This window comes from Dactylosporangium sp. NPDC000244 (assembly GCF_040300725.1).
Lineage (GTDB): Bacteria > Actinomycetota > Actinomycetes > Mycobacteriales > Micromonosporaceae > Dactylosporangium.
Window position 1 is genome coordinate 274,129 of record NZ_JBEPEH010000005.1, and the last position, 21,671, is coordinate 295,799.

The 21,671-nt window shown below is 72.6% G+C and carries 22 protein-coding genes; 11 read left to right on the top strand and 11 right to left on the bottom strand.

All coding sequences use genetic code 11. The features are described from left to right. Nucleotides 1-103: 103 nt before the first annotated feature. From ABT369_RS09595 to ABT369_RS09610, 4 genes are read left to right on the top strand one after another with little or no spacing between them, the layout of a single operon-like run. Nucleotides 104-886, top strand: coding sequence for an enoyl-CoA hydratase/isomerase family protein (locus tag ABT369_RS09595; RefSeq protein ID WP_350611279.1), 783 nt, complete (start codon nt 104-106; stop codon nt 884-886). Continuing rightward, nucleotides 883-2,505 carry an AMP-binding protein gene (locus ABT369_RS09600; protein WP_350611280.1) on the top strand — a complete coding sequence of 541 codons (1,623 nt, stop codon included), beginning with the start codon at nt 883-885 and terminating at the stop codon, nt 2,503-2,505. The genes ABT369_RS09595 and ABT369_RS09600 overlap by 4 nt, the downstream gene beginning before the upstream one ends. Then, on the top strand, nt 2,505-3,401 hold the full coding sequence (locus ABT369_RS09605; protein WP_350611281.1) for an SDR family NAD(P)-dependent oxidoreductase: 897 nt from the start codon (nt 2,505-2,507) through the stop codon (nt 3,399-3,401). Before ABT369_RS09600 ends, ABT369_RS09605 begins: the two co-directional genes overlap by 1 nt. Then, nucleotides 3,398-4,393 carry an NAD(P)H-dependent flavin oxidoreductase gene (locus ABT369_RS09610; protein WP_350611282.1) on the top strand — a complete coding sequence of 332 codons (996 nt, stop codon included), beginning with the start codon at nt 3,398-3,400 and terminating at the stop codon, nt 4,391-4,393. The genes ABT369_RS09605 and ABT369_RS09610 overlap by 4 nt, the downstream gene beginning before the upstream one ends. A gap of 25 nt (nt 4,394-4,418) precedes the next feature. On the opposite strand, the gene ABT369_RS09615 is transcribed toward ABT369_RS09610, so the two are convergent. Together ABT369_RS09615 and ABT369_RS09620 are read right to left on the bottom strand one after the other, a co-directional pair. Next, nucleotides 4,419-5,207 carry an enoyl-CoA hydratase-related protein gene (locus tag ABT369_RS09615; protein ID WP_350611283.1) on the bottom strand — a complete coding sequence of 263 codons (789 nt, stop codon included), beginning with the start codon at nt 5,205-5,207 and terminating at the stop codon, nt 4,419-4,421. After that, a complete protein-coding gene (locus ABT369_RS09620) occupies nt 5,207-5,800 on the bottom strand; it encodes a TetR/AcrR family transcriptional regulator (RefSeq protein WP_350611284.1) in 594 nt (197 codons plus the stop codon). Before ABT369_RS09620 ends, ABT369_RS09615 begins: the two co-directional genes overlap by 1 nt. 83 nt (nt 5,801-5,883) lie before the next feature. Between ABT369_RS09620 and ABT369_RS09625 the strand changes: the two genes are divergently transcribed. From ABT369_RS09625 to ABT369_RS09635, 3 genes are read left to right on the top strand one after another with little or no spacing between them, the layout of a single operon-like run. Then, nucleotides 5,884-7,065: an acyl-CoA dehydrogenase family protein gene (locus ABT369_RS09625; RefSeq protein WP_350611285.1), complete on the top strand. Its 1,182-nt coding sequence runs from the start codon at nt 5,884-5,886 to the stop codon at nt 7,063-7,065. Further along, the gene (locus ABT369_RS09630; protein WP_350611286.1) at nt 7,065-7,820 is read left to right on the top strand and encodes an SDR family NAD(P)-dependent oxidoreductase; all 756 of its coding nucleotides are present in this window, start codon (nt 7,065-7,067) and stop codon (nt 7,818-7,820) included. Before ABT369_RS09625 ends, ABT369_RS09630 begins: the two co-directional genes overlap by 1 nt. A gap of 28 nt (nt 7,821-7,848) precedes the next feature. Beyond that, complete coding sequence (locus tag ABT369_RS09635) at nt 7,849-8,994, top strand: thiolase family protein (protein WP_350611287.1); 1,146 nt, start codon at nt 7,849-7,851, stop codon at nt 8,992-8,994. A 188-nt stretch (nt 8,995-9,182) separates the two neighbouring features. Here the strand turns inward: ABT369_RS09635 and ABT369_RS09640 are convergent, their stop codons facing one another. From ABT369_RS09640 to ABT369_RS09650, 3 genes are all read right to left on the bottom strand, one after another. Then, nucleotides 9,183-10,346, bottom strand: a complete 1,164-nt coding sequence (locus tag ABT369_RS09640; RefSeq protein WP_350611288.1) for a CaiB/BaiF CoA transferase family protein — start codon at nt 10,344-10,346, stop codon at nt 9,183-9,185. 71 nt (nt 10,347-10,417) lie between these two features. Beyond that, a complete protein-coding gene (locus tag ABT369_RS09645; RefSeq protein ID WP_350611289.1) occupies nt 10,418-10,873 on the bottom strand; it encodes a pyridoxamine 5'-phosphate oxidase family protein in 456 nt (151 codons plus the stop codon). Further along, entirely contained in the window at nt 10,870-11,616 is a 747-nt protein-coding gene (locus ABT369_RS09650; protein ID WP_350611290.1) for an enoyl-CoA hydratase-related protein, read from the bottom strand. The genes ABT369_RS09645 and ABT369_RS09650 overlap by 4 nt, the downstream gene beginning before the upstream one ends. A 344-nt stretch (nt 11,617-11,960) precedes the next feature. Between ABT369_RS09650 and ABT369_RS09655 the strand changes: the two genes are divergently transcribed. Beyond that, on the top strand, nt 11,961-12,545 hold the full coding sequence (locus tag ABT369_RS09655; protein ID WP_350611291.1) for a TetR/AcrR family transcriptional regulator: 585 nt from the start codon (nt 11,961-11,963) through the stop codon (nt 12,543-12,545). A 33-nt stretch (nt 12,546-12,578) separates the two neighbouring features. On the opposite strand, the gene ABT369_RS09660 is transcribed toward ABT369_RS09655, so the two are convergent. Together ABT369_RS09660 and ABT369_RS09665 are read right to left on the bottom strand one after the other, a co-directional pair. Continuing rightward, the gene (locus ABT369_RS09660) at nt 12,579-13,715 is read right to left on the bottom strand and encodes an NAD(P)H-dependent amine dehydrogenase family protein (RefSeq protein WP_350611292.1); all 1,137 of its coding nucleotides are present in this window, start codon (nt 13,713-13,715) and stop codon (nt 12,579-12,581) included. Further along, nucleotides 13,712-14,134 (bottom strand): SDR family oxidoreductase, encoded by a 423-nt coding sequence (locus tag ABT369_RS09665; RefSeq protein ID WP_350611293.1) that lies wholly within the window; start codon nt 14,132-14,134, stop codon nt 13,712-13,714. Before ABT369_RS09665 ends, ABT369_RS09660 begins: the two co-directional genes overlap by 4 nt. Nucleotides 14,135-14,229: 95 nt before the next feature. Between ABT369_RS09665 and ABT369_RS09670 the strand changes: the two genes are divergently transcribed. From ABT369_RS09670 to ABT369_RS09680, 3 genes are read left to right on the top strand one after another with little or no spacing between them, the layout of a single operon-like run. Continuing rightward, nucleotides 14,230-15,171 (top strand): TIGR03619 family F420-dependent LLM class oxidoreductase, encoded by a 942-nt coding sequence (locus ABT369_RS09670; RefSeq protein WP_350611294.1) that lies wholly within the window; start codon nt 14,230-14,232, stop codon nt 15,169-15,171. Next, nucleotides 15,168-16,070, top strand: coding sequence for an LLM class flavin-dependent oxidoreductase (locus ABT369_RS09675; RefSeq protein WP_350611295.1), 903 nt, complete (start codon nt 15,168-15,170; stop codon nt 16,068-16,070). The genes ABT369_RS09670 and ABT369_RS09675 overlap by 4 nt, the downstream gene beginning before the upstream one ends. Further along, nucleotides 16,067-16,852, top strand: coding sequence for an enoyl-CoA hydratase/isomerase family protein (locus ABT369_RS09680; RefSeq protein ID WP_350611296.1), 786 nt, complete (start codon nt 16,067-16,069; stop codon nt 16,850-16,852). The genes ABT369_RS09675 and ABT369_RS09680 overlap by 4 nt, the downstream gene beginning before the upstream one ends. A gap of 3 nt (nt 16,853-16,855) precedes the next feature. Here ABT369_RS09680 and ABT369_RS09685 read toward each other — a convergent pair whose 3' ends face one another. The 4 genes from ABT369_RS09685 to ABT369_RS09700 form a co-directional block, all read right to left on the bottom strand. Next, nucleotides 16,856-17,890: a phosphotransferase family protein gene (locus ABT369_RS09685; RefSeq protein WP_350611297.1), complete on the bottom strand. Its 1,035-nt coding sequence runs from the start codon at nt 17,888-17,890 to the stop codon at nt 16,856-16,858. Then, entirely contained in the window at nt 17,887-18,924 is a 1,038-nt protein-coding gene (locus ABT369_RS09690; protein ID WP_350611298.1) for a DUF7064 domain-containing protein, read from the bottom strand. The genes ABT369_RS09685 and ABT369_RS09690 overlap by 4 nt, the downstream gene beginning before the upstream one ends. Nucleotides 18,925-18,990: 66 nt before the next feature. Further along, complete coding sequence (locus tag ABT369_RS09695) at nt 18,991-20,379, bottom strand: MFS transporter (protein ID WP_350611299.1); 1,389 nt, start codon at nt 20,377-20,379, stop codon at nt 18,991-18,993. A gap of 86 nt (nt 20,380-20,465) precedes the next feature. After that, nucleotides 20,466-21,671 carry an ABC transporter substrate-binding protein gene (locus ABT369_RS09700; protein WP_350611300.1) on the bottom strand — a complete coding sequence of 402 codons (1,206 nt, stop codon included), beginning with the start codon at nt 21,669-21,671 and terminating at the stop codon, nt 20,466-20,468.

A 21,671-nucleotide genomic window follows, 5' to 3' on the forward strand; every position in this document is an offset into this window, starting at 1 on the left:
CGCATGGCGCAGAAACATATATATGATTTGGACGATAGTCAAGGGAGGGCGCGGGAAGCGCCGTGAGGAGGCGCCAGTGTCGAGCCAGCGCGACAGAGCAGACTTGGAACGCGCGGAGGGAGTGCTGCTCAGCACGGTCATCGATGGCACCTTGCTGGTGACCCTCAACCGCCCGCAGGCGGCCAACGCTCTCAATGACGAACTGATGGATGCGCTGGCGAGCCTGTGGCGCGCCGCGGCCGGTGCGCCGGGGCTGCGTTCAATCGTGCTCACGGGCGCCGGCAAGGCCTTCTGCGGCGGCGCCGACGCGGGCATGCTCGCGGCGCCACGTACCCGGGTGGGTGACACCGCGGCGGCCGAGCTCGACTTCCTGCCGGGGGCGCACGTGGAGATCCCGGTGATCACGGCCGTGAACGGGGCCTGCGCCGGTGGTGGCCTGCACTTCGTCGCCGACGCCGACATCTGCATCGCCTCGTCCGCGGCCCGCTTCCTGGACCCGCACGTGAGCGTCGGGCAGGTCTCGGCGCTCGAGCCGCTGCAGCTGCGCCTGAGGATGCGCCCGGACATCCTGACGCGCATGGTGCTGCTGGGGCGGTACGAGTCGCTCTCCGCCGAGCAGGCCGAGCGGGCCGGCCTCGTGTCCGAGGTGGCCGACCCCGCGACGCTGCGGGACCGGGGCCTGGAGCTCGCCGGGATGATCGCGAAGAACTCGCCGGAGGCCGTGCGGCTCAGCCGGCGCGTCCTGCGCACGTTCGAGGAGCGCCGCATCGCCACCGAGCTCGACCTCGGCTGGGAGCTGATCCGGCGGCACCGTTCCCATCCGGACGCGATCGAAGGGCCGGCGGCGTTCCTGGAGAAGCGCCCGGCGGAGTGGACGCAGCAATGAGGGTGGCTGACTGGAGCGGCCGGCGGCGCATCGTCGCACCCGACGTCGCGGAGGCGTGGTGCCGGCAGGGCTTCCTCACCGACGAGCGGATCGGGCACCTCCTGGAGCAGGGGGCGGCGCGTTGGCCGGGCCGGCCGGCGGTCATCACGGCCGCGGGGGAGACGAGCTTCGCCGAGCTGGCCGCCAGATCCGCCGCGATCGCCCGAACCCTCCTCGACGGCGGCGTGCGGCCGGGCGACGCAGTTTCCTGGATGCTGCCGACCGGCGTCGAGGCCGTCGCCGCCGCGGCCGCGATCTGGCGCATCGGCGCGATCAGCAGCCCGATCGTGCCGCTCTACGGCCCGCGCGAGATCCTCAGCGCCCTCGACCAGGTGCGACCGGCGGCCGTCATCGCCCACGCCGCCGATGCCCGCCGCGACTATCCCGACGAGTTCGACGAGGCGCTCAGCACGATCGGCCACGAGCCTGCCGCGCGGCTGATCGTCGGTGGCCGCGCGGCCGGCTGGCGGTCCGCGGACTCGGCCGGCACCGGCTCCCTGCCCTCGGGCGTCGAGCCCGCCGGCCCGGCGGATCCATGCCTCGTGCTGTTCACCTCGGGCACTGAGTCCGAGCCCAAGGGCGTGGTCCACTCCGTGGCGGGCCTGCAGCACGAGCTGCGCACGACCATCGCGGAGTGGGGGCTGACGTTCCGGGACCGCATGGTGATGGCCTCGCCGATGACGCACATCACGGGCCTGCTGCAAGGGTTCATGATCCCCGCCCGGGTGGGAGGCGCCGCGGTACTGATGGAGCGCTGGGACCCCGGCGCCTGCGTCGAGCTGGTCGACCGTACGCGCGCGACCTACATGGCCGGCGCCACGCCGTTCCTGCGGGAGCTGCTCGACGCCTACGCCTCGGCGGGGCGCGATCGGTCGTCGCTGCGCCAGTACTGCTGCGGAGGAGCTTCCGTCCCGCCCGCGCTCATCGCGCGGGCGGGGGAGCTCGGCATCGCGGCGTACCGGGCCTGGGGCATGACCGAACTGCCGACGGCGACGCTGGCCAACGAGCTGGATCCGCTCGAGTACCGGGCGGAGACCGACGGCCACCTCGCCCCGGGCGTGCAGCTGCGGGTCGTGGACCCCGCGGGACAGGCCGTCGAGCCGGGCGAGGTCGGGGAGCTGCTGCTGCGCGGGCCCGAGATGATGCTCGGCTACGTGCGGGAAGAGCTGAACGCGCACGCGTTCGCGCCCGGGGGATGGTTCCGGACCGGGGACCTCGGTTCGCTGGCGCGCGACGGGCAGGTTCGGATCTCGGGGCGCATCAAGGACATCATCAACCGCGGCGGGGAGAAGTTCAGCACCCGCGAGATCGAGGAAGCCATCGGCAAGCATCCCGAGATCGACGCCGTCGCGATCGTCGCGGTGCCCGGCGGCCGGCTCGGTGAGCGCATCGGCGCCGCCATCGTCTCGCGGCGCGACGACTGGACCATCGAGGAGATCGGCCGTGCCGTGACCGGTCAGGGCCTGGCCCGCCAGAAGCAGCCGGAGCTGTTGCGGGTCGTGCGGGCCCTGCCGACGAACCCGACCGGAAAGATCAACAAGGCGGCGCTCGTCGACTTGTTCGGCACGGACGCCGGCTGATGGCCCGTCTCCTGGACGGGCGCTGCGTCGTCGTCACCGGCGCCGGAAAGGGCCTGGGCCGCGCGTACGCCCACGCGTGCGCGGCCCATGGGGCGAGCGTCGTCGTCAACGACGTGGACGAGGAAGCCGCGCTCGCCGTGGTCGAGGAGGTCGCCGCCGCCGGTGGCCACGCGGTCGCGGAGCCCGGCTCGGTCGGCTCGTGGTCGACGGCCGCCAGGCTGGTCGACACGGCGCAGCGGCGGTTCGGTCGCCTCGACGGGCTGGTGGCCAACGCCGGGGTCACCCATCACGCCGCGCCCTGGGAGGAGGACGAGGCGTGGCTTCGGCGCATCGTGGAGATCAACGTGCTCGGCGTGCAGTTCTGCGCGACCCACGCCATGCGCGCCATGCTCCGGCAGGGCACGGGCGGCTCCATCGTCACCGTCGTCTCGGGTTCCCGGTTCGGCATCCCCGGCATGAGCGCCTACGGCGCCACCAAGGGGGCGGTGGCCGCCATGACCGCGGGCTGGGCGCTCGAGTGCGCGCCCGCCGGCATCCGGGTCAACGCCATCTCGCCGCTGGCGGAGACCGGGATGGCGGCGATCGACGCCCGGCCCGACCGCCCCGCGCTGGGAGCGCCCGAAGACGTGGCGCCGGCCGTCGTGGCCCTGCTGAGCGAGGCCACGCGCGACGTGACCGGCAGGATCTTCCGCTTCGACGGGACACGGCTCGGCCTGTACGCGCCGGAGACCCTGTCCACGGCCGCCGACGAGGAGCTGCGTGCTGCCGCGGGCCGGGCGGCGTCGATCGCGAGGACGCTGACACTCCTCGCCGGCGCCGTCGTTGATACTGAAACGAGTACTGTAGTACCGTCTCTGGTATCACAACCCCTGAAGCGAAAGCCGTCCTCAACATGATCAGAACTGTCTTCACGGAGACCTTCGGCGTGCGGCATCCGCTGCTGTGCGGGGGCATGACCGGACTCGGCACGGCCGGCCTGATCTCGGCCGTCGCCGAGGCCGGCGCTCTGGGGTTCCTGACCGCGCTGACCCAGCCGACCCCCGAAGCGCTCGCGCTGGAGATCGAGCGCACGCGCGAGCTGACGGACCAGCCGTTCGGCGTCAACCTCACCATCCTGCCGACGATCCGCCCGGTTCCCTACGAGGACTACCGGGCGGTGATCATCGAGTCGGGCATCGGCGTGGTCGAAACGGCCGGCAGCAGCCCGAAGCCGCACGTAGCGCACTTTAAGGCGGCCGGCGTGAAGGTCATTCACAAGGCGGTCTCGGTGCGTCACGCCGTGAAGGCGCAGGCGCTCGGGGTCGACGCGGTGAGCATCGACGGGTTCGAGTGCGCCGGTCACCCGGGCGAGGACGACATCGGGGGTCTCGTGCTGATCGCGGCCGCGAGCCGCGCGCTCAGCATCCCCGTCATCGCCAGCGGCGGCATCGCCACCGGCGCCGGCCTCGTGGCCGCGCTGTCGCTCGGGGCGTGCGCGGCGAACATGGGGACGCGCTTCATGGCGACGACGGAGGCGCCCATCCACGACAACGTCAAGCGGCAGATCGTCGCGAACTCCGAGCGTGACACCACCGTCGTCTTCCGCGAGTTCGGCAACTCCGCCCGCGTGGCGCGCAACGCCGTGTCGGAGGAGATCGCCCAGATTTCACGGCAGCCCGGCGCCGCCTTCGCCGACGTGGCCCATCTCGCCTCGGGGGCGCGGGGCCGTGAGCGCGTCCTGACGGCGGGTGCCATGCAGGACGGGATGTGGTGGGCCAGCCAGGCGCAGGGCCTCATCGAGGACGTCGACAGCTGCGAGAACGTGGTGAACAGCATCATCGCCGACGCCGAGGAGATCATCCGCGACCGCCTGCCGCGCCTCCTGGCGTCGACGGCCGGCGCGGTCTGACCCCCGGACGCCGGTAGTGCTGAACCTACTTCCCGCTCTTGCCGGCGAAGGCGGCGAGCCGGGCGTCGGCGGCGGGGGACACGCTTGCCTCGGCGATCGACGCCGCCTCGACATCCAGCTGCTCGGCCAGCGAACGCCCCGGCGCGTCACGCAGCAGGCGCCGGGTCCGGCCGAGCGCGGGGACCGGCCCCAACGCCATGCGCAGCGCGATCTGGCGAGCCGACTCCGTAACCTGATCGTCGGGGCAGACGCCGGTGACCAGCCCCCAGTCGGCGGCCTCCTGCGCGGTCAGGCGGCGGTCGGTCAGCGTGAGGGCGAGCGCCCGGCGCAGGCCCACAACCTGTGGCAGGAGCCAAGATGTTCCGCAGTCCGGTGTCAGCCCCGCCTGCGCGTACGCCGTCAGGAATCTCGCCGACTCGCCGGCGAGGACCACGTCGGCGACCAGGGTGAGCGCCAGCCCGGCGCCGGCGGCGGCGCCCTGGACGGCGGCGACCACGGGAACGTCCAGCTCGGTGAGGGCCAGCACGCTGCGGTGTGCCGTCGTGGCCAGATTCAGCACGTAGGCGTGCCGATCCGCGGCGCCGCTCATCGCCGCGACGTCACCGCCGGCGCAGAAGTTCCGGCCCCGGCCGAGCAGCAGCACGCAGCGGACGCCGGGGTCGCGCGATACCGCTTGCACGGCGTCGTGGAGTGCCGCCGCCATGGGAAGATCCAGCGCATTGGCGGACTCCGGCCGGTTGAGCTCGATCGTCGCCACCCCCTCCGCGATGTCACTTCGCACCGCGGCCGCCGATGTATCGATGGCCTCGCGCATCAGACCGTCCTCTCCGTTCGCTCCGTCAGGCCGCTGATGACCAGGTCGGCAAGATGACGGTAGGCCTCCGCCGCGTCGAGCCCGGTCGCCGCCTGTATCGCGCCGCGCTGAATGGAGCTCATCACCTCGGCCACCGCGGCGCCCACGAACGAGGCGTGGATCGGCCGCAGCACCCCGAGCTTGACGCCCTCGGTCACGAGATCCTGGACCCGTCGTGCCGCGTACTGCGTGTTCTCCTGGTACACCTCATTGGCCGGACCGAACTCGGCCACGTCCGCGAAGAACACGGCCGAGGCCGGCTGGAGCTCCGACGCCACGGCGTCCATGTAGATCGCCAGTTGCCGTGCGGGATCGTCCGAGGCGGCGACCCTGGCCTCGATGCGCTCGGCCGCCGTCTTGAAGAACGAGCGAACGGCCGCTACCACGATCTGCTCCTTGCTGGGTGCCACGGCGTACAACGTGGTCCTCGAGCAGTGCAGCCGCTCCGCCAGGTCGCCGACGTTGAACGACGCGAACCCTTCGGCCAGGAACAGCTCGCGGAGCTGGACCAACATCTCCTCGCGGCGGATGCGAGGTTTCGCAGACGACGGCATGGCACAGACCCTACGGCAGGGCATCATGTCGAGTACTGTAGCTGATACTCTAGTACTCAATATCGTACTCCCGAGGATTTTCGATGCCCGCATCACGTGTCATGCCCAGCAGCGAGAGCGCTGACCTGATCAAGGTCGCCCGCGACCTGGCCGACAAGGAACTGGCGCCAAGGGCCGCGAAGGCCGAGGCGGACGAGGTATTCCCGCGCGACGTGTTCCGCACGCTCGGCGCGATCGGCGTCCTCGGCCTGCCGTACCCGGAGCAGTACGGCGGCGGGGGCCAGCCCTACGAGGTCTACCTGCAGGTGCTCGAGGAGGTCGCCAGGGTCTGGTCCAGCGTCGGCGTGGGCACGAGCGTGCACGCGCTGTCCTGCTTCGGGCTCGTCAACTTCGGTACCCCGGAGCAACGGCAGCAATGGCTGCCGGACATGCTCGGCGGGGGCCTGCTCGGGGCCTACTGCCTCAGCGAGCCGAACGCGGGCTCCGATCCGGCCGCCATGACGACGCGCGCCGTCCGCGACGGCGACGACTACGTGCTCAATGGCGCGAAGGCGTGGACCACCCACGGTGGGCACGCCGACTTCTACCAGGTGATGGCCCGCACCTCGGACGAGCGCAAAGGCATCTCGTGCTTCCTGGTCCCCGCCGACGCCGCGGGCCTGAGCGCCGACCCGCCCGAACGCAAGATGGGCCTCACCGGGTCGCCGACGGCCACGGTGCGCCTGGACCACGTGCGGATCCCCGCCAGCCGCAGGATCGGCGCCGAGGGTGATGGCCTCAAGATCGCATTCGCCGCCCTCGACTCCGGCCGGCTCGGCATCGCGGCCGTCGCCACGGGCCTCGCCCAAGGCGCCCTGGACCTGGCCGTGGCGTACGCGAAGGAGCGCACCACCTTCGGCCGGCCGATCATCGAGCATCAGGGCCTCGCGTTCCTGCTCGCCGACATGGAGACGGCCGTCCAGACCGCCCGCGCGATGACCCTTCACGCGGCACGCTTGAAGGACCACGGCCTGCCGTTCAGCCGCGAGGCATCGATCGCCAAGCTGGTCGCCACCGACAACGCCATGAAGGTCACGACCGACGCCGTGCAGGTCTTCGGCGGCTACGGCTACACCCGGGACTTCCCGGTCGAGCGCTACATGCGCGAAGCGAAGGTCATGCAGATCTTCGAGGGAACCAACCAGATCCAGCGGATGGTCGTCGGCCGCGCACTCGCGAAGAACGGCACCGCGACAATCACCATTGCCCCAAAGGAGAAGGACTGATGCAGGTCGCTGACACGGCAGCCATCGTCACCGGCGGAGCCTCCGGCTTGGGCGCCGCGACCGCCGCCGGGCTGGCGGGCGAGGGCGCCCGAGTCTTCGCGCTCGACCTCCAGCAGAGCATCGACACGGCGGCTCGACTGCCCGGTGTCGAGTACCTCGCCACCGACGTCACCAACCACGAGGAGGTCCGCGCCGCCGTCGCAACCGCCGGCGCCGGCCTGCCGCTGCGCACGGTCGTCAACTGCGCCGGTATCGGCCCATCCATGCGGATCCTCGGCCGCGGCGGCGTGCACGACCTCGACCTCTACGCACGCGTCGTGCAGATCAACCTCATCGGGTCCTTCAACGTCCTCGCCCTGGCCGCCGAGACGATCGCCGCGACCGAGCCGGACGAGCACGGGCAGCGCGGCGTCATCATCAACACCGCCTCCGTCGCCGCCTACGAGGGGCAGGTCGGCCAGGCCGCGTACTCGTCGTCCAAGGGCGGCATCGTCGGCCTGACCCTGCCCGCGGCGCGCGACCTCGCCCAGTACGGCATCCGGGTCAACACCATCGCGCCGGGCATCGTCGAGACCCCAATGCTGGCCACTGTCTCCGAGGAGTTCCGCCAGGGCCTCGCCGCCGGCGTGCCGTTCCCGCGGCGCCTCGCCCGGCCCGACGAGTACGCCCAGCTCGCGCTGGCCATCATCCACCACGACTACCTCAACGGTGAGGTCATCCGCATGGACGGCGCCCTGCGGATGGCGCCGCGCTGATCCGCCGACCTAGGAGAAGACGTACGTCATGAGAGACGCAGTCATCGTCGAAGCAGTCCGTACGCCGATCGGCAAGCGCGGCGGCGGCCTCAGCGGCGTCCACCCCGCCGACCTCTCCGCCCTGGTACTGCAGGCGCTAAGCGATCGGGCCGGTATCGACCCGGCCGTCGTCGACGACGTGATCTGGGGATGCGTCGGCCAGGTCGGGGAGCAGTCCTTCGACATCGCGCGCACCTCGGTGCTGTCCGCGGGATGGCCGGAGCACATCCCCGGCGTCACCATCGACCGGCAGTGCGGATCGTCCCAGCAGGCCGTCTCGTTCGCCGCCGCCGGCGTGATCGCGGGCCACTACGATGTGGCCGTGGCCGGCGGCGTGGAGGTCATGTCGCGGGTACCGATGGGCTCCTCCCAGGCCGGAGGCTCCCCGCTCGGGCGCCGCTACGTCGAACGGTACGGCGCCGAGTTCCCCAACCAGGGCGTCGGCGCGGAGACGATCGCTCAGGAGTGGGGACTGTCCCGCACCCGGCTGGACGAGTTCAGCCTCGAGTCGCACGCCAGGGCCGCGGCCGCCACCGACGAGGGCCGGTTCTCCGCCCAGATCGTGCCGGTGACGCTCGAGGACGGCACCGTGCTCGGCCGGGACGAGGGCATCCGGCGCGGCGGGAGCATCGAGGTGATGAGCCAGCTGCGCCCAGCCTTCCGGGAGGACGGCGTCGTCACCGCCGGCAACGCGTCGCAGATCAGCGACGGGGCGGCCGCCCTGCTCATCACCACGTCGGACAGGGCCACCGAGCTGGGCCTGCGGCCGGTAGCCCGGATCCGCACCTCCGTCGTGGTCGGGTCGGCACCCATGCCCATGCTGACCGGGCCCATCCCGGCGACGCAGCGGCTGCTGAAGCGCTCAGGCCTGTCACTGGAGGACATCGGTGTCGTCGAGATCAACGAGGCGTTCGCGTCGGTTGTCCTGGCCTGGATGGCCGAGTTCGGCGCCCGGCCAGAGCGGGTGAACCCGCTCGGGGGCGCGATCGCACTGGGCCATCCGCTCGGTGGCAGCGGTGCCCGCCTGATGACGACGATGCTTCACCACATGCGCGACAACGACATCAGGTACGGGCTGCAAACGATGTGCGAGGGCGGAGGACAGGCCAACGCGACCCTGCTGGAGCTGCTCTGAGACTGAGCAATTCCATCCTTGTGATCGACGGCCTGCGCGGCTCACCGTGTAGGCCGGCGCAGCCCGAGGTGTGGATTCGCGAGCAATGCGCCGAGAGTCGCGGGCGCTGGCACCTCCGCCGGCTTCCGTGACTTCGCCGTGCTGGACGCCTCTTGTACTGACCGGCGAACGGCCAGTCTCGGTGCGTGTCAGCGCGCCTCCGCCGGGGTGGCTTCGTGGATCGCGGCGGAGGCGAGCAGGGCGTCAGCGTCCTCGACGCCCCAGTCGACAAGGATCTGGCGGCTGTGCTCGCCCGGCAGCGGCGGCGGGGTAGTCAGCTCGGCCGGGGTGGCAGAGAATCGCGGCGCCGGCGCCGGTTGGACCGTGCCGTGCCGCTCGATGAATGTGCCCCGGGCACTGAGGTGCGGGTCGCGGGCGGCCTCGCCGGGGGCGAGGACCGGCGTGACGCAGGCGTCGCCACCGGCGAAGTGCGCCGTCCACTCGTCGCGGGTGCGGGTGGCGAACCGCTCGGCGAATCGACGGCGCATCTCCGGCCAGCGGTCGCGATCGAACTGGCCGGGCAGGTCCGGGTCGCCGTCCAGGCCGAGGCGGCGCACCAGCTCGGCGAAGAACTGCGGCTCGAGCGCGCCGACGGCCATGTGCAGGGCGTCCGCGGTCTCGTACACGGCGTAGAACGGGGCGCCCCCGTCGAGCAGGTTCGCGCCCCGCCGGTCCTGCCACAGCCCGCTCGCACGCATGGCGTGCATCATCGTGGTGAGGTGCGCGGTGCCGTCGACGATCGCGGCGTCCACGATCTGTCCGCGGCCGGTCCGCTCGGCCTCGCGCAGCGCGGCCAGGAGCCCGACGACCAGGTAGAGCGAGCCGCCGCCGAAGTCGCCGACAAGGTTGACCGGAATCTGCGGCGGGCCACCGGCCGTGCCGATCGGGTCGAGCGCCCCGGCGAGGGCGATGTAGTCAACATCGTGACCGGCGGTGGTGCTCAGCGGGCCATGCTGACCCCAACCGGTCATCCGGCCGTAGACGAGTGCGGGGTTGCGGGCCAGGACCGCGTCCGGGCCGACGCCGAGCCGCTCGGCGACGCCGGGCCGCCAGCCCTCGATGAGCGCGTGGGCGCAGGCGGCGAGGCCGAGCACGGTCCGGACGCCGGCGGGCTGCTTGAGGTCGACTGCGATCGAGCGCTTGCCCCGGTTGAGCAGGTCACCGGCGGGGTCGGCGCCGATCGGCGAGACGGCGCCGACCCGGTCGACCCGGACCACGTCCGCGCCGAGGTCGGCGAGCAGCATCGCGGCGAACGGACCTGGCCCGATGCCGGCCAGTTCAACGACGCGCAACCCCTGCAGCGGGCCAGCCATGGCGAACTCCTCTCGCGCGGGACGCCCGCACCTGGTGTGAGCTGATTGTCGGCCATGATGCGGTGCGGGCGTCAGTCACGCAGGGGGATGCGGCTGTTGTCCCAGCTGAGGATTCGGTCGTCGGACGTGAAGCGCAGCGTGACCCGGTCGCTGTAGGCGCGTTGCGCGGCCTGGGGCATGCGGTCGGACGCCACCCGCGAGGGAGCGTACTTGGCCTCAAACAGCTGCCGCACGGCCGACTCGGTCGGCTCGTCGGCGACGACGGCGATGGATCCGGTCAGGTGTACGGCGGCCAGCTCGGTCCAGGCGTGGCCGGACTCGACGAGGAAGGCGGCGCGGGGATCGCGCCGGACGCGGGCGACCTTCTTCGTGCCGGTCGGCGTGGTGCAACAGATCGTCCGGTCCAGTACCACGAACCAGACCGGGAGCGTGACCGGCCACCCGTCCGCGCGCAGCGTGGTCAGGATGCCGGTGTGCGCGCGTTCGACGAAGGCCCAGGCCTCGTCCGGCGTGAAGCGGATGCTCACGACCGGCGCGCCACATCGCGGCCGGCGGCGGCGAACGCCTCGGCGTCGAAAGGACGGTCCAGCATGGCGATCCACTCCATCTCCAGTGGCGCCGCGACGGCGGCCGCCTCGGCCCGGTCGTAGAGGCGCAGGACGTCATGGACGGCGGTCGTCGCCGGCACCTGACAGGCCAGCGCCTGTGTGAAGGCGAGCAACTGCTCATGCGGTACCACATCATTGGCCAGGCCGATCGCCACCGCCTCGGCGGCGGGGACGGTGCGCCCGGTCACCGACAGCTCCCGGGCCCGGCGCACGCCGACAGCCCGTGGCAGCAGGGCGGTCAGGCCCCATGTGGGCACCACGCCGAGGCGGGCGTGCGTGTCGGCGAACGAGGCCCGGTCGGAGGCGACGATGAACGACGCGCTGAGCGCGACCTCCAGCCCACCGGAGACGCACGCCCCGTTGACGGCGCAGATGGTCGGCTTGCGCATGGCCCGCAGGGCGCGGGCCGGGTGGTGCCGGAACTGGTTGCCGTACCGGTCGGCGAACTGGTCCCGGTCGGTGAAGTCGAGCCCGGCGCAGAACGCCGGATCGGTGCCGGTGAGCACCACCGCGCGGACCGCGGCGTCCTGGTCGGCCGCGGCGAGGACGTCACAGAGGTCGACCTGCATGGCGCGGGACAACGCGTTGCGCTTCCCGGGACGATGGAGTGTCACCGTGCGTACTCCGTCGTCGTCTGACGTCCGGACGAGGCCGCTGGGCATGCGCCGATGCTAACCAAGTTCAGTCAAATCAGCTAGATGATTAAGACGATTATGTTTGACCCGGCGGGGGTGTCTTCGAGGAGCTGCTGCGTGCCGGCCCGCCGCGGCTCGTGTTCTCGTGGTGCTGCACCACGCTGTGGCGAGGTCTACGTCGTCAACGGCCGTAAGGTCTGCACCGGCGGCGCGGCATCGCCGATCTGCTCACGGCGGCGCGTCGGCGACGCAATGCCGTCACTCTCCCGCCGCAGCGGTGACGATCCAGCGCTCTGGATCGCGTCCGCGGTCGGGTGCCTCTATCATCGTCATCCGAACCTGGCGAAGGAAACCGCAGCGAAGGGAACAGGGTGCCTCGGCCATCGCGACGCGCTGAAGTCCGAACCACCGCAGCCCGCCTCATTCGCGAGCACGGTTACGACGCGGCCACCATGGATCTGCTGGCCGACACGGTCGGGCTCAACAAGGGGACGCTGTATCACTACTACCCCTCCAAGAGCGCCATCCTCTACGAGCTGATGTCCGACCAGGTCGACGCGACCCTCGAGCTCGTCGGCCGGGTGCCGCGCACCGGCGACGCCGCCGACCGGATGCGGGCGCTGATCCGGCTGCAGGTCGAGCACGTCGCGACCAAGCAGGACGAGCTGGTGGTCTTCTTCCAGGAGCTGCCCTGGGTGGAGCAGCACCTTGACGAGGAGCAGGCGGTCGACCTGCGCCGGCGCATCGAGCGCTATGAGCGGTTCACCCGGCAGCTGCTGTCCGCCGGCGTGCGGGCGGGGGAGTTCCGCGAGCTGAACCTGAACATGGTCATGTACTCGATCATCGGCATCCTCGCCTACGTGCCGAACTGGTTCCGGGCCGGCGGGCGCAAGGCACAGGAGACGCTGGTCGACGAGCTCACCGACTTCGTGATGAACGGGATCCTGCGGCGCTGACACACCCGACCGACCGGCCGGTCGGCGCGCCGATCAGTGGATCGTCTCCGGGATGACGGCCGGCCGGCGCCCGAGCACGTCGGGTATGGTGCGCAGGTCGGCCGCGGGGTAGGCGAAGCCGGGCGCGAGCAGGATGCCGGGCGGCGCGGCCACGACCGCCGGGATCGTCTGCACCAGCTGCACGGCGGTCGCCAGGTTGGCCGCGGACTGCCGGTCGTCGACGCCGAAGACGTCGCGGGCGTCCGAGGTGCGCAGGTCGGCGCGGGTGCGCACGTCGACGGGCAGGCCCCGCACGTCGACCTCGTACATGTCGCCGGAGACCAGCTCGACGCCGTCGTCGACGAGCGCGGGGTCCAGGTACCACAGCTCGCGGATGGTGATGACGGGTTCGCCGCCGACGAGCCCGCTCCACACGCCGTCGAGCGCGCCGACGGTACCCCGCTCGACCGTCACCCCGGCGCACTGCAGCGTCCGCGTGCTCGGCAGGTACCGGACCTCGGCCGTCAGCTCCTCGACCGGCAGGCCGAGATGGTGGGCGAGCCCGGCGATGCACTCGAAGTAGTACCGGCTCAGCAGCGTCTTGCGGGTCTTCGCGCCCAGCTGTTCCGGCGGCCGGCCGAAGCCGATGGCGGCGATCGTGTCGCCGGCGTGGTGGCTCAGGTCGCAGATCTCGCGCAGGTGCACCGCGTGCACGGTGGTGCACAGGCTGGTCGCGGTGAGCGCGAACCGCTCGGCGAACCAGCCGGGGTGGATGCCGGTACCGTGCAGGGTCGTGCCACCCTCCGCGCAGGCGGCCTCGAGTGGCGCGACGTACTCCTCGCCGCGCTGCCACGGGAAGAAGTACGCGGTCGACGTGACGACGTTCTTGCCGCCGCGCAGCAGCGCGGTGATCTCCGCGTGCCGCGACGTCTCGTCGGGCAGCGCGATGCCCGCGTAGAGGACGACGTCGGCGTCCAGGTCGTGGATCGCCTGCGGGTCGGCGACGACCTCGACGCCGATCGGCGGCTCGCCGATGAGCTCCATCGCGTCACGGCCGACCTTCGCCGGGCTGTAGGCGAGGCAGCCGACGAGCTGGAGCTCGGGGCGCCGGGCGATCTCGCGCAGGGCCTGGGCGCCGGTGTATCCGGGGCCCCAGACCACGACGCGGTACGGCGTTTCGCGGATCGTCATCGGACTACCCTTCCGTGTGCCACCAACGCGCCGCCGTCGACCGCGACCACCTGACCGGTCATCCAGCCGGCGCGGTCGGACAGCAGGAACGAGGTGATCGTGGCGATGTCCTCGGGTGCGCCGAAGCGGCCCATCGGGATGCCGCTGAGCAGCTGGGCCCGTTCCGGCTCGGGGATGCCCGCGGCCATGTCGGTGTCGATCAGCCCGGGTGCGACCGCGTTGACCCGTACGGCCGGTGCCAGCTCGGCGGCCAGTTGCCGGGTGAGGTGGTCCAGCGCCGCCTTCGTCGCGTTGTAGAAGCCCATCCTGGGCGTCGGGATGCGGGCGCCGCAGCGCACGAGCTCGCCGGCGATCGCCCGACCGATGCCGCGGGATCCGCCGGTGACGATCGCGGTCCTGCCGTCGTGATCGCGTGGCACGGTCACCTCATCCCGGGCCGGAGTCCGTCGACCGGCAACATAACAAACCAACCAGTGGGTTGGCTACGGCGTGCGGCCGGCCATATGCTGCACCCATGGGAGGCCCTGCCGAGCCGGAAATTTCCGTTGCCGTACGCAACTTCGCCGCCGCGCCGCCGGGCGACTGGCGGCACATCCTCGACCAGGCGCGCGCCGCCGACGCGGCCGGCATCGACCGGATCTTCGTCGTCGACCACCTCGTCTTCGGCCGCGACCTGTCCGGGTACGGCCACCCGGCCACCGGCGGCGTCACCGGCGGCGTGCAGCCCACCGGCCCCGACGGGGACTGGCTGGAGCCGCTGACCGCGCTGGCGGCGATGGCCGCCGTCACGACGCGGGTCAAGCTCGCCACCAACGTCCTCGTCGCGCCGCTGCGCCCGGCCGTCTTCCTGGCGAAGATCGCCGCCACCATCGACGTGCTGTCCCACGGGCGGCTCGAACTCGGCGTCGGCGTCGGCTGGCAGGAGGCCGAGTACCGCGCGGTCGGCGTGCCGTTCGCCGAGCGGGGCCGGGTGCTCGACGAGACCCTCGCGGTGTGCCGGGCGCTGTGGACCACTGACGAGGTTTCGATGTCGGGGCGCGGGTTCGAGCTCGACGCCGTCCACATGCGACCCAAGCCCACCGATCCCGCCGGGGTGCCGGTATGGCTGGGCGGCCGGGCGATCCCGGCCGTGGCGCGGCGCCTGGCGACCTACGGCGCCGGCTGGATCCCGTGGGGCGTCAAGACCGAGGACCTCGCCGCGGCGCTGGACGCGATGCGCCCGCTCGTCGAGCGGCACGGCCGCGACTTCGCCACCGTGCGGATCTCGGCCGCGCTGCCGACCGTCGTTGCCGGCGGTACCCTCGACCTCCCGAGCGTGCTGGCCGACGTGCCACGGCTGCGGGCACTCGGCGTCTGCGACTTCCGCACCCTGGCGCGGCTGCCGCGCGCCGAGGCCGCCGCCCGCGACCTGCTCGACGAGCTCAACGGGCGGTTCCGGGAAGCCGTGGCGGCGTGAAGGCCGGCCTGGCGCTCGGAGCCGCCGGGTCCGTGCCCGCCGACGCCCGGCGGGCCGAGGCGCTCGGCTTCGACTACCTGGCCTGCGGCGAGCACCTGTTCTTCCAGGTCGCGCCGAACCCGTTCGTCGAGCTCGCCGCGGCGGCCGCGGTGACCACGCGGATCCGGCTGGTCAGCACGGTGAGCCTGCTGCCGCTCTACCCGGCCGCCCTCGCCGCCAAGCTGGCCGCGACGCTCGACCAGGTCGCGCAGGGGCGCTTCGAGTTCGGCGTCGGTGCCGGCGGGGAGGCGCCGGCCGAGTTCGCGGCCGTCGGCGTCGACCCGGCGGAGCGGTTCCGGCGGCTCGACGAGGGGCTCGAGGTGCTGCGCCTGCTGTTCCGCGGAGGACCCGTGTCGTACGAGGGAACGTACACGCGCCTTCAGGACGTTGCGCTCGACCCGCCGCCGGTGCAGCCCGGCGGGCCGCCGATCTGGCTCGGCGGCCGCAAGGACGGCGCGATCCGCCGCGCCGGCCGGTTCGCCAGCACATGGCTGCCCTACATGGTGACGCCGGAGCAGTTGCGGGCCGGGCTGGACCGGGTCCGGGCCGCGGCCGCCGGGCACGGGCGCGATCCGTCCCGGGTCGGAGCGGCCGTGTTCGCCTTCGCCTGCGCCGATCCGGACGCCGGCTGGGCGCGGCGGGCCGGCGTCGAATACGTCAGCGCCGCTTACCGGCAGGACTTCGCGCCGCTCGCTGACCGCTATCTCCTGCTCGGCTCGCCGGGCGGGGTCGCCCGCCGGATCCGCGAGTTCGCCGCCGCCGGCGCGGACACGGTGATCCTGCAGGTCGCCGCCGCCCCGCAGGACCGCGACCGGGTCCTGGACACGATCGCCCACGACGTGCTGCCGGAGCTGCGGTGAGCGACCGGGTCCGGTTCGACGTGCACGACCGGGTCGGTGAGCTCGTGCTGAGCCGGCCGGAGAAGCTCAATGCGATCGACCGCGAGATGCTGCGCGAGATCGAGCGGGCGGTGCGGATCGCGGAGGGCGACCGGGCCGTCCGGGTGCTCATCGTGCGCGGCGAGGGCCGGGGGTTCTGCGCCGGCGCGGACCTCGGCGCGGTCGACGACAAGGTCGCAGACTCCGGGCTGCTGGCCGAGTTCATGGCGTACTGGCACCAGGTCTTCGGGCGCCTCGCCGCCTCGCCGCTGCCGTCGATCGCGGCCGTGCACGGCGTCGCCTGCGCGGGCGGGTTCGAGCTGATGCAGGCGTGCGACCTCGCCGTCGTCGCCGAGGACGCCCGCCTCGCCGACCAGCACGCCGTCTACGGGCTGATTCCCGGCGGCGGCGGCACCCAGCGGCTGCCCCGGCTGATCGGCGAGCGCCGGGCGAAGTGGCTGATGTTCAGCGGCCTGCCGGTCGAACCGCGCGAAGCCCTCGCCGTCGGGCTCGTCAACGCGGTGCGGCCGGCGGCGGAGGTGCTCGGCCACGCCCGGGCGATGGCCGCCGTGCTCGCCCGGCGCAGTCCGGTCGCGACCGCGCGGATGAAGGAGGCGATCCGCCTGGGCCTGGCCGCGCCGGACCTCGGCGCCGCGCTGGAGATCGAGCGGCGGCTGACCGTGGAGCACATGCGCGCCGCGGACCCGCGCATCGGGCTGGCCGCGTTCGCCGAGCGCGCCGAGCCCGACTTCATCGGGGAGTGAGGCTCAGCGCCCGAGCACCGGTGCGTTGGCGAGCCGGATCCAGGCGTCGCACGCGGCGACGAACTTCGACGTGTCGACGGCGTCGTTCATCACCCCGGACCGATACCGGTGCAGGGCCCGCAGCGCCGTGCCGGCCACCCGCCAGCACGCCATGCGGTAGTGGTACTCGAAGTCGTCGAGGCCGGCGCCGGTGATAGCGGCGTAGTGGGCCAGCGCCTCGCCGAGGCCGGCGGCGCCGGGTGCCGAGGTCGCCAGCCGGACGCCGAGCATCGCCTCGGCCGGCGGGTCCCAGAACGCGGCCAGCAGCCCAAGGTCGGCCAGCGGCTCGCCGAGGGTGACGAGCTCCCAGTCCAGCACGGCCCGGATGGCGCCGTCGTCCCCGACGATCGCGTTGCCGAGCCGGTAGTCGCCGTGCACGACGCGGCACCGGTCCTCGGGGGGCATCCTGCGCTCCAAGTCCTGCGCGATCCGTTCGAGCTCGGCAGCCTGCGTCGCGGCCCCATCGGCGGCGCCGGCGATGACCGAGCGCCAGCGGTGCAGCTGGCGGCTCAGGTAGGAGCGGCGCGGGCCGAGGTCGCCCAGCCCGACTTCGTCCGGCTCCACGGTGTGCAGGGCCGCGAGCGTGGCCACGACGTCGAGCGACGCCCGGCGCAGCGCGGGCGGGTCGAGGAGCTCGGCCGCCGCCTCCGCGTTGCCCAGCACGTGGCCGTCGACGAAGTCGGTGACGTGGCACGGCAGGCCGAGCGGGTCGTCGGCGGTCCCGGTGAGGCGGACTCGCGGCACCGGCACCGGCGTGGCGCTCAGCGCGGCCATCGCCCGAGCCTCGCGGCCCACGTCGTGCGCGCCGCCCTCGTGGCGTCCGGCCGGGGCGTGGCGCAGCACCCACCCGCGCCCCGAGCGGTCGGCCACGCGGTAGGTCAGCATGCTGTAACCGCCGGAGATGCGCTCGGCGGTGAACGGCGGGTCGGCCTCGGGCAGCCCGCGGGCCAGCCACTCGTGGACGGCCGGCGGCACCGCCTCGGCGAGCGGCGCGGTCACGACTGAGGCGGCGCCGTCGCGCCGGTCATGCCGACGGGCCGGCCGTCGACGAGCTGGTCGAGCATCTCGACGATGCCCAGGCCGCGCCGGCCGTCGCTGGACACGAACTCGTAGGCGGAGTAACCGATCCGCGTGACCAGCTCGGTGCCGTCCGCAGCGGTGCGCCGGTGCCGCAGCGGCACGAAGCGTTCCGGTGTCCGGGCGGTGCCGGTCAGGGTGACGGGACCGGCGGGGGTTGCGACCTCGGACACGGCCTTGCGGCAGAATCCGTCGGCGGTCCACTCCACCGTCTGGCCGGTCAGCTCGGCCGGCGACGTGACGCCGCCGTCGACCACGGCCGCGCGGCGGGTGCGCCCGCCGTCGCGCCGGGCGACGTCGAGGGTCATGACGGCCGAGCCGTCCTCGAAGGCGGCGACGATCCAGCGGTACGACAACGGGCCGGCCCAGTCGCGCGGCCCCCACGAGTGGTCCCGCAGGCCACCGCCGCGGACCGCGAGGCGCCGCCCGTCGAGCTCGAGGTCGCCCTCGACGTGGATGAACTGCTCGTAGTGGCCGATGGCCATGGTGTCCTCGAGGATGTTGGCCGGGTCGTCGCCGTTGGTGCCGAACGAGGCGCCGTGGCCGGTGACCGACAGCTGAATCCGCGCTGAGCGCTTCGGAGCGGCGCGGAACGCCTCGCCGGGCGATGCGAGCACCTTGGGTTCGCTGAAGGACGACAGCGGGCCGTCGTACCGCAGCCGCTGCCGCCGGTGCGGCTCGACGATGTCGAAGTCCAGGCCGCCGACGGCGAGCCGGTCGGCGGTCAGGTCCGTGGTGCGCTGGTGGGTGAACAGCGTCTCGCCGTCGGGAAGGAAGACCAGCACGCTGGCCTGACCCGCCGGCTGGTTGGCCTGCATCGCCACCCGAACCCAGCCGACGACGCCGGCTTCGGGGCACAGGAAGTTGTAGTAGGTGCTCTCGTTGTAGGCCGGCCGGTCGTCGGGAACGTGCCGATACTCGTGCGCGGGCGCGATCGTTTCGGCGAACATCGACATGACGTCTCCTCGTGGCGGTTTAACCAACCATCTGGTTGAGAACCTAGTTGTGTGCCCGGCCGCGCGTCAAGCACCGGCCGGTTGCGCCCCCGGGCGCGGTATGGCGACGGCCAGCGCGGTGGCGAGCGCCATCGCGACGGCGAGGAGCACGAACCCCGCCGTGTAGCCGGACCCGACCGGCGCGCCCGAGGCGTCCAGCCGCGCCGTGACGACGGTGGCCATGACGGCGGTCCCCACCGAGCCGCCGATGTTGCGGGCGTTGAGGTTGACCGCGCCGGCCACCGCGGACTGCGACGGCGGCGCCGAGACCACCACGAGCGTGGCGAGCGAGGCCAGCGCCACGCCGAGCGCGACGCCGTAGACCCCGAGCGTGGTCACCAACTGCCACGTGGCCGCGTACCCCCACGCGACGACGGCGAGGCAGCCGGCGATGACCACGCTCGAGGAGACCACGACCCGCCGCGAGCCGTTGCGCCGCACGAGCCGCGCGGTGACCAGGCCGCCGACGAAGACCGCGCTGGCCAGCGGCAGCATCAGCAGGCCGGACTCGGTGACGGTGGCGCCGACGCCGTATCCGGTCGACGCCGGCGCCTGCAGCAGCTGCGGCACGAACGCGTAGACGGCGAACATCGCGAAGCCGAGGAGGAACGAGACCGCGTTGCCCGACCGAATGGCCGGGATTCGCATCATCTTCAGGTCGATGAGCGGATGCCGGGCGCGGGACTCGAGCCGCAGCCAGCCGGCGGCGAGCACCGCCGCGACGGCGTAGAGCCCGAGCGTGCGCCCGCTGGCCCAGCCCCAGCGGGAGGCCTCGGTGGTGGCCAGCACGAACGTGGCCAGGGCGCCGGCCAGGAACGGCGCCGGCACCCAGGAGATCGGCTCGGCCCGCCCGGCCGAGGGGCGCACGACGAAGGCGGCCGCGGCGGCGGTGACCGCGATCATCAGCATCGGCAGGAGGAACAGCCACCGGTAGCCCAGCGCGTCGACGATCGGCCCGGCCAGCACGAGCCCGGCGCTCGCGCCGATCCCGGAGATCGCCGCCAGGACGCCGATCGCCGGGGGTACCCGCTCGGAGGGGAACTCGTCGCGCACGATGCCGAAGGCCAGCGGCATCACCGCGCCGCCGGCGCCCTGCAGCACCCGCGCCGCCGTCATGAGACCGATGCCGGGTGCGACCGCCGCGCCGAGCGATCCGGCGGCCAGCATGGCGAGCGCGGTCAACAGCATCGGCTTCTTGCCGACCGCGTCGCCGAGCCGGCCGAGGACCGGGGTGGCGATCGCGGCCGACAGGAGGTATCCGCTGACCACCCACGTGACGCTGCGCGCGTCGGTGTGCAGCGCGCGCCGGATCTCCGGCAGCACCGGGATCACCATCGCCTGCAGCAGCGCGAACGCGGTGGTGGCGGCGACGAGCACGCCGAACGTCGCGGCCTGGCGCGAGCGGAGGTACCACATGGGCGTCTCCTGTCGAGGCGGTGAAGCGGTCCGGGCACCCCAGGGGCGGGGCGCCCGGACCGGGACACGGTCCGATCGCGGCGCGATCAGCCGGCGGACGGGACGCTGAGCCCCTTCTCGACCGGGCCGTACTTGGTGAAGACGAAGTCGGCCGGGGCGAACGTCGGGAAGTGGTTGTCGGCGGAGAACGTCACCGGGCTGACGTAGAGCGGCATGTCCGCCGGCTTGGCGCCTTCCAGGGCCTTCGCCATCTTCTTGGCGTCGAGGCTGCCGGCGAGGTTGGCGGCCGCGGCGGCCAGGATGACGTCGTGGTAGGCGACGAGGTACGTGTTGATCGGGAACGGCAGCTTGCCGCCGGACTTGGCCAGCACCGCGTCGTAGAACTTCTTGAACGCCGCGCTCTCGGTCTGCGGGGTGCCCTTGACGCTCGTCGCCAGCTGCTGGAACAGGATGCCGTCGTAGGCGCTCACCGGGGCGAGGTCGGCGAGGTTGTTGGCGGAGTACGTCTGCGCGGCGATCGTCGGCAGGGTGACGGCGAGCTTGGCGCGGGCCTTGGCCATGGCGCCGGCGGCGGGGCTGTAGCCGGCGAAGATCAGCGCGTTCGGGTTCGGGGCGAGGACCTGCTGGAGCTGGGGTGTGGCGTCGATCGAGTCCGGCGGGACACGGGCGAAGGTGACGGCGATTCCGGCTGCCTTGAAGGCGGGTCCGGCAACCGCCTCGAACGCCTGGCCCGAGGCGTCGTCGATGTCGAGGATGCCGACGCTCTGGTACCCGCTCTCCTTCGCCTTGCTCACCAGGCTGCCGACGTAGTCGGGGATGGTGTGGGCGTTGCCGAACTCCAGCGGGTACTTCTTCGGGTCGTTGAAGGTCGCCCCCGTGAAGTGCTGTGAGGTGAAGACGCCGGCCTGGGCGAGGATCGGGATGCCGGCCGGGATCTCGGAGGCGACGCCGGGGATGACGGCGTGCGGCTTGCCGCCGCTCAGCAGCTCTTGCAGCTTCGCGGCCGACTGGTCGGCGCTGCCCGCGTTGTCGATGTAGTTGATTTTGAGCGGCTGGCCGAGCACGCCGCCGCTGTCGTTGATGACCTGGACGGCGGCGTCCATACCCTGCTGCATGGCCCCGCCGATGACGGCGAGCGGGCCGCTGAGCGCGACCAGCGCGTCGATCTTCATCGGGCCGCCGCCGGACCCGTTGCCCGGTCCGGAGCCGTCCCCGGTGTCGTCGCCACACGCGGCGACCAGCAGTAACGACACTGCAAGCGCTGCCGCGATCGCGGCTCGCCGAGTTCTCAT